Origin of the sequence: Streptomyces sp. (assembly GCF_036524955.1) — a bacterium.
Classification (GTDB): Bacteria; Actinomycetota; Actinomycetes; order Streptomycetales; family Streptomycetaceae; genus Actinacidiphila.
On sequence record NZ_DATDBG010000240.1, the window covers coordinates 1 to 6,814 of the forward strand.

6 protein-coding genes and 1 riboswitch are annotated in these 6,814 nt (G+C 71.3%); of the genes, 2 read left to right on the top strand and 4 right to left on the bottom strand.

The features are described 5' to 3' along the window. Positions 1-134 precede the first annotated feature (134 nt). The gene (locus VIW71_RS19385; protein ID WP_331623617.1) at positions 135-1,439 is read right to left on the bottom strand and encodes a M23 family metallopeptidase; all 1,305 of its coding nucleotides are present in this window, start codon (positions 1,437-1,439) and stop codon (positions 135-137) included. Between the two features lie 12 nt (positions 1,440-1,451). Then, positions 1,452-1,589, bottom strand: a riboswitch (cyclic di-AMP (ydaO/yuaA leader). 403 nt (positions 1,590-1,992) lie between these two features. Between VIW71_RS19385 and VIW71_RS19390 the strand changes: the two genes are divergently transcribed. Continuing rightward, positions 1,993-2,736 carry an N-acetylmuramoyl-L-alanine amidase gene (locus tag VIW71_RS19390; protein WP_414720785.1) on the top strand — a complete coding sequence of 248 codons (744 nt, stop codon included), beginning with the start codon at positions 1,993-1,995 and terminating at the stop codon, positions 2,734-2,736. A gap of 28 nt (positions 2,737-2,764) precedes the next feature. On the opposite strand, the gene VIW71_RS19395 is transcribed toward VIW71_RS19390, so the two are convergent. Beyond that, positions 2,765-3,364, bottom strand: a complete 600-nt coding sequence (locus VIW71_RS19395) for a DUF4240 domain-containing protein (protein WP_331623618.1) — start codon at positions 3,362-3,364, stop codon at positions 2,765-2,767. 234 nt (positions 3,365-3,598) lie between these two features. Next, positions 3,599-4,291 (bottom strand): RraA family protein, encoded by a 693-nt coding sequence (locus VIW71_RS19400; protein ID WP_331623619.1) that lies wholly within the window; start codon positions 4,289-4,291, stop codon positions 3,599-3,601. A gap of 186 nt (positions 4,292-4,477) precedes the next feature. Between VIW71_RS19400 and VIW71_RS19405 the strand changes: the two genes are divergently transcribed. Then, positions 4,478-5,374, top strand: a complete 897-nt coding sequence (locus tag VIW71_RS19405) for a ribonuclease BN (protein ID WP_331623620.1) — start codon at positions 4,478-4,480, stop codon at positions 5,372-5,374. A 153-nt stretch (positions 5,375-5,527) separates the two neighbouring features. Here the strand turns inward: VIW71_RS19405 and VIW71_RS19410 are convergent, their stop codons facing one another. Beyond that, entirely contained in the window at positions 5,528-6,340 is an 813-nt protein-coding gene (locus tag VIW71_RS19410; protein ID WP_331623621.1) for a hypothetical protein, read from the bottom strand. Between the last annotated feature and the right edge of the window lie 474 nt (positions 6,341-6,814).

Consider the following 6,814-nt stretch of genomic DNA (forward strand, 5'->3'; position numbering starts at 1 on the left):
GGCCCTGGCTGGGGGGAGTCGCCAGGGCCGCCGGGGTATGGGGGTTGGATGGTGAGGAGGTGATGCGGGGTCAGCGGTCTGTGGTCGTCGGATGAGGAAGAGGACGGGCAAGCGGAAGGAGCGGACGGCTACGGCTATACGGCTACGTCGTGCGTGCGGAGCCACGGCAGCGGGTCGACGGGCTCGCCGCCGCCGGGCCGGACCTCCAGGTGGAGGTGGGGCGTCGGTACGTTGCCGGTTGCGCCGACTCGGCCGATCGTGTCGCCGGTGGTGACCCTGCCCGAGGTCACCACCATCGTGGACAGGTGGCAGTACCAGAGCTCGGTGCCGTCGTCGAGGGTGAGCACGACCCGGTAGCCGTAGCTGCCCGCCCAGCCGGCCGAGCTGACCGTACCGGTGTGGATCGCGTGCACGGGCGTGCCGGTGGGGGCGGTGAAGTCCTGTCCGCTGTGGAGGTTGGCCCACAGGTCGGCCTCGCCGAAGCCGGCGTCGAGCGTGGACGAGGCGAGCGGCTTGATGTACGAGCGGGCGAGCTGGGCCAGGCGCTCGGCCTCGGCCTTGGCGGCGGCTTCCGCGTCGGCCTTCGCCTTCGCCTCGGCGGCGGCCTTCGCGGCGGCGGCCTGCTCGCGTACCTTGCGGGCAGCGGCCTCCCGGGCAGCTTCTCGGTCGGCGGCCTCCCGTTCGGCCTGGGCGACCGCCTCCCGCTGGGCGGCCACCTGGCCGAGGATGCGGGCGCGCAGGGCCTCGCCGGGGTCGGTGGGCGCGGGAGTCGGGGCGGCGGCGCCCTCGGCGAGCTCCGCAGCGGGGTTCGTGGCGGGGTTCGTGGCGGGCGAAGGGGCGGCGCTCTCCGCGGGGGTCGCGGCCGGTGCGGGGATGGCGGCCGGCGCGGCGGTGGCGGGGGTCGTACGGTCCGGAGTGCCGGCGTCCTCCTGCGCGGTCTGCGGCACGGCGGTCCGCGGCGCTCCGGAGACGCCGGGCGCGGGCAGTTCGTCGGCGAAGGAGTGGACGTCCGGGGCCGATATCGGCGCGGGTCCGGCGTCCGGGGCGGGGGCGGCACCGGGTGCGGCGGCCACCGCCACCCCTCCGGCCCCGACCGCGGCCATCGCCGCGATCCCGATGACGGTGGAGCCGCGCGCGATGTTCCGCTGGCGCGGGAGCCGGTTGCTGCCGCTCAGCGCGGCGCCGTAGGCGGTTGATTCGACGGAATCGGCTGATCCGGTGAATGCCGGGGAGCCGGGGAAGGAGGAGAGGTCCGGAGAGTCCGGGAGGCCGGGGGAGCCTGGGGCCTCCGGGAGGCGCGAAGCGCCGGAGGAGGCGGCGAAGTACGAGAAGTCCGGGGAACTCGGCGGCTCCGACGGAGAAGCCGGGAACTCGTCCCACTCCCCGGCGGTGTCGCTGCCCGGAGGGGCAGGGGCGTAGGCAGGCTGGTTGGACGCCACGGTGGGCGCTCTCCTTTCCTTCCTTCTCGCCTACCGGGTTAGCTGACGGGTTCGGAGCAGGAAGGTCTCCTACGGGCCCGCGTGCTGCCCGATTCACCCCTTGTAGTTGGTTCCCCGGTTCCCGCGGACGGGATTCGGCAAGCGCACGGTGCCGCCTCTGCGGCGGCGGTGACGACCGCGCTGCGTTATCGAACGTTAATAGAGGCTGACAGGTTTTCCAAGCCGAATCGAAGAGTTGGGGAGGCGGAGCAATGGGTCGGGGCGGGCCCAGAAGGGGTGAAGCGGGCACCTGGCGTGGCCGAGTGGTGATGTGAGCGTGTGTCAGTTGTTATGCGGAGGGGACGGATGTGATTACAGTGCGTGAATGGACGCGTCCGGTTTTCCGGCGAGTACGGGGTGGCACCCGGCGGTGGTTGCACGGGAGGCGCCACCGGTCTGGACCTCTGCCGGTGCGCGAACCGCTTGGCAGGTCACGGGCACGGGCCGCACGATGGACGAGCCCGAGCTTTTTGTCATGCACTCGCCTGTTCGTTGACGCCCCAGGGAGCCCGCCATGGAACGCCCCAGCCGTCACCCACTCCCCCACGCACCGGGCCAGTTCAATCCGTGGGACCCGACCGGTCAGTCAGCCCCGGCCGACCCGTCAGCCACCGCCGGCACCACCGCCCCGGCCGGTGACTCCGCCGCCCCGGCCGGCACCTCCCCCACCCGCCGTTCCCTCCTCCGCGGCGGTCTCGCGCTCGGCGCCGCGGCCACCGGGGCCCTCGCGGGCGACCTGTGGGCCGGAAGCGGCACCGCCGCCGCGGCCACCGTCGACTACCCGTCCGCCGTCTGGGCTCCGGCAAGCACCTCCAACTACACGGTGTCCAACCGCCCTTCGACGTATCCCGTCAACCTGGTGGTCATCCACGTCACCCAGGAGACGTTCAGCGACACCATCCGGCTCTTCCAGGACCCGAACCACGCGGCGGCGGCCCACTACGTCGTACGGTCCTCCGACGGCGCCATCGACCAGTGCGTCCGCGAGAAGGACATCGCCTGGCACGCGGGCAACTGGGGCTACAACACCCGCAGCATCGGCATCGAGCACGAGGGGTGGGTGGACCAGCCGTCGTACTTCACCACGGCGATGTACCACGCCTCGGCCGCTCTCACCGCGGCGATCTGCGACAAGTACGGCATCCCCAAGGACCGCAACCACATCATCGGCCACGTCCAGGTCCCCGGCACCACCCACACCGACCCCGGCCCCAACTGGGACTGGGTCCGCTACATCCGCCTGGTCAACGGGGTCTGAGTCCCGCCGCCCGGGGGCGGCCCGGCGTTCAGTGGTGCGCCCCCATCGGGAACATCGCGCTGAGACGGGGCAGGCGGCGCGCCGCCTCGGGTTCGTCCAGGACGCTCCAGCGGGAGCCGGAGGGGGCCGCGGGGCGCAGCCGGTAGGGGCGGTCGGCATCGAGGAAGGCGGTCGTGGCCCGGTAGAAGGCGTCACCGTCGTCCGTGGCGCCGGTGACCGCGTCGTACGCCTCCGGCGCGAGGTAGCTCAGGGAGTCCCACTCCGGCCACGCCTCTCCCCACGTCTCGCGCGGCAGGCCGGACAGGCGCAGGACTTCCGGGGCGTACGCGAGGGTGTCGGCGTCGAACACGGCGGCCTCGAACACCTCGCGGCCGAGGCCGATCATCCACCGCTGGAAGTAGCAGAAGGTGTCGTCCGAGCACCAGCCGCCGAAGATCCGGTCCGCGGCGGCCCACAGATTCCAGGTGAACGCCTGGTCGGTGACGTGTTCCAGACACGCCTGGAAGTGGACGATCCCCTCCGGCGACAGCAACCGCAGCTCGTCCCGGAGCCAGCCGTCCCGCTTGTCGCCGCTGAGCCCCTGATGCCGGCACTTTGCGATCAAGGTCCAGAAGGGGTCGGTGTCCATACCCGGACTATGCCAGGGCTCACCGACAAAGCACCCCCAATTCCACCTGGCGGACGCCCGGCCGACCGTTGGACCGGCGCTACGAGGCGGCGGCGGCCTCCTCGTACCCTTCGAGCCGCCGACCGCCCGCGCGCCGGCGGCGGTCAGTGCGCGGCAGGCGGCGACCTGGGCGTCCACCCGTGCGCGCGCGGCTCCCCTGACACCACGTCAGCTACAGGCCCTCCGGGCAGACGGCTACTCCTCGACCGCGCCGCCGAGCAGCCGCAGGTGCCTGCGGAAGTGGTACGTGGGGTCGTCCGCGCGGCGCTTGAGGTACTCCCCGAACGATGTCTGGTCCCGCAGCGTCTCCCCGGCGCGGATCCTGCGTACCTGCTCGCGCTCGGTCCGCTGGATGCCGTGCGCCGTCGCCAGCACCGCCTCCACCCGGTCGGCGGGGACGAACAGCACCCCGTCCTCGTCGGCGAACACCACGTCCTCACCGGTCACCAGGTGGTCCCCGAACCGCGCGCTGGTCAGCGCCTCGGGCTCCCGTTCATCCAGCCGCGCCGGCCCGGCCGGACAGCTCCCGTAGCTGAAGACCGGCACCCCGATCTCCACCAGCTCCGCCGTATCCCGGTGCAGCCCCCACACCACCAGCCCGGCCAGCCCCGCCGCGCGGGCCTCCAGCACCGTCAGATCCCCCACGCACGCCTCGTCCTCCCGCCCCCCGTTGTCGACCACCAGTACATCGCCTTCGCGCGCCAGCCCGTACGCCTCCAGGAAGACGTCCACGCTCCCGTAGTGCCGCGCCGCCAGCACCCTCCCCGCCACTGTGGCGCCGCCCACGACGCCGCGGATCCCCGCGGGCGCGACCCGCAGCGCCACTTCTTCCCGCACACACGCATCCGCCACGACCGCCGTGGTCAACCCGGCAAACCCGTTCAGCACGACTCCTTCTCCTCCCGTACACGGACGAAGCTCTCAGTATCGTGCCGGGGAGCGACCGTCACGCCCCGCTCGGTGACGGAGAATCACGGCTGACGGGCCTGACGGGGCCTGGCGGGGCCGGAGTTGCGCGCGGGGTGCTTCGGCCGGTATCCACAGCGGTAACGCTGCGGGGGGAAAGGTGACGCCATGGCCGGACTGACGGGCGCCTGGAAGCGGTCCGCAACCGGGCGGTTGTGGAAGCAGGCCAGCCACATCGAGTTAATGCACCGTTCGATGGGGTTCGCCGCGCTCGGCTTCGTCACGTTGATGCCGCTGCTGGTGGTGGTCGCCGCCGCCACGCCGTGGGAGCACAGCCCCGGTTTCGCGCAGTGGGTCGTCGACGGTATGGGCCTGGACTCGCACGGCGCGCGCAGCGTACGCAGGCTGTTCGCGGCGCCCCGCAACGTACTCAGTGCCACCAGCGCGTGGAGCCTGGCGTCGCTGGCGTACTTCGGGCTGTCCTTCGTGGCGAGCGTGGAGACCGGCTACCGCAAGATCTGGGACATGCCGTCCGGGCCCTGGCACCGGGACTGGCGCCGTACGGTGTGGCTGGCGGTGCTGACCGCGTACCTGTTCTGCGAGTCGCAGAGTGCCGCCGTCATGGGCAGCGGCCCCCTGGTCAGCACGGTCCGGATCGTCCTCACCTTCCTGCTGGGCGTGCTGTTCTTCGCCTGGGGCCAGCACTTCCTGCTCGGCGGCGGGGTGGACGTGCGCACCGCGCTGCCGGGCGCGGTCTTCACCATGCTCGGCCTGGTCGGCCTGCGCGTCTTCTCCCACCTCTTCTTCGCACCCCTGATCGTCAGCAACGCGGTCACCTACGGCCCGGTCGGCACCGTCCTCACGGTCGAGACCTGGCTGGTCGGCGTCGGCTTCGTGGTCTTCGGCGGCGCCCTCCTCGGCCGCCACGTGCGCGACGGCCGCATGCTCCGCCGGGGCGGTGAGATCCCCCGTCCCCGCCAGCCCCAGGGCTGGTACGAGACCCCCGACAAAGCCACGCCGGGCGCGCTCTGGCGCTCGGACGGCTCGGGCGGAACCACCGACTGACCACAGGCCCCCGTTCCTCGCCGGCGGACCCGACCGCCGTGCCCCACGTCGTAGCGGCACGTCGTAGCGGCACGTCGTAGCGGCACGTCCGCTCACGCATCGCTTCTCCGTCGCTCACGCATCTCGCCGACCGCCCGGCGAGGGGCCGCCCCTTTACGACGACGCGAATTGCGGTCGCACAACGTACGTGAAATACAGGGCGTTCTCGTATCCTGCGCGCACCTTTCCGTCGAGCGCCGCGCTCCCCAGTAGTGTGCCCGCCGAGGTAAGGAATGCGGTGCCCTTGATCTTGACTCCGTCTTTTCCGTATGCGTTGCCGTACAGGTGGGCGCTGCCTTCGACGTATGCCAGGTTGAAGGTTCGGGAAGACGTGAAGGTGATGCTGCCCCACATCTCATTGGGGAACGTGTTGCTGGCTTTGACGAAGGCGTTGGAGCCGATGCTCAGGCCCGAGCAGGTGGGCAGGTTCACCGCCAGGTTGACATCGCGTGCCACCGCACGGTCGGAACCGGCGTTGTTGTGGATGTAGGCGCGCACCACGTAGCGCTTGCCCGGCTTCACTTCCAGATCCTGGCTCCACGGGGCCGTGGAGCCTTCCTCGCGTACTCCATAAAAGGCGCGCTCATCGCCGATATTGGGATTTTCCCACAAGGAATCAAGTGTCGCATACGGACTGCTGTCGGAATCATAGAGGGGACGGGCGGGACCCCATCCGCTCATGCTCCGGTCAGGATCGTCCGTGCACATCGTGCTTCCCGGCTCCGGGGATTTCGTCGCAGCTGGAAGATTCGATGGCGCGGGGACGTCGACTATGGCCCTCACGGTCGGAGTATGGGAGCGGAGAACGCCGAATATGGTGGCCGATGCGCTCAGGAGGGCGATCACGACGGAGACGACCGTGATCGTCGTGTTGATCCGCCAGTGCCGATGCCCCGGGCTCCAGCCCGATGGCGCGCCAGTGCTCACAGTTCGGTCCTCCCCGCTGTCCGTTTGTGCGCCCGTCGAGGGATCCGCCGCTGTGGCGCCCCTCCGGGCTCGCCCGACCGTCCCCCCGGTGCTGGCGTTACCGTACGTCCTGGCCTGCGGGCTTCGGGGAGAAACCCGCAGGAAGGTGCACATGGCGACCGTCGAGCACGACCTCGACCGCGGCTGGCACGATGCCCGCGTCCAGCCCTTCGGGCCACTGCCGATCCTGCCGGGCGCGTCCGTTTGCAGTACGCGCGGGAGGTGTTCGAGGGACTGAGGGCGTACCGGCATGCCGATGGCAGCGTGTGGACCTTTCGCCCCGGGCGGAACGCGCCCCGGCTGCGCCGTTCCCCGGCGCACTTCTCGCTGCCGCCGTCGGCTGGACGGGGCTGGACGGGTGAGGCCACGTGCGGCGGCGACTACGCCGCCGGCCTCGAACCGTACGCCGAGGCGAAGGCCAACGGCTGCGGGCAG

Bases quoted from the DNA above. Each gene is read 5' to 3' on its own strand.
- VIW71_RS19405 (WP_331623620.1), top strand. From the start codon at position 4,478: ATGGCCGGACTGACGGGCGCCTGGAAGCGGTCCGCAACCGGGCGGTTG.
- VIW71_RS19390 (WP_414720785.1), top strand. From the start codon at position 1,993: ATGGAACGCCCCAGCCGTCACCCACTCCCCCACGCACCGGGCCAGTTC.
- VIW71_RS19395 (WP_331623618.1), bottom strand. From the start codon at position 3,364: ATGGACACCGACCCCTTCTGGACCTTGATCGCAAAGTGCCGGCATCAG.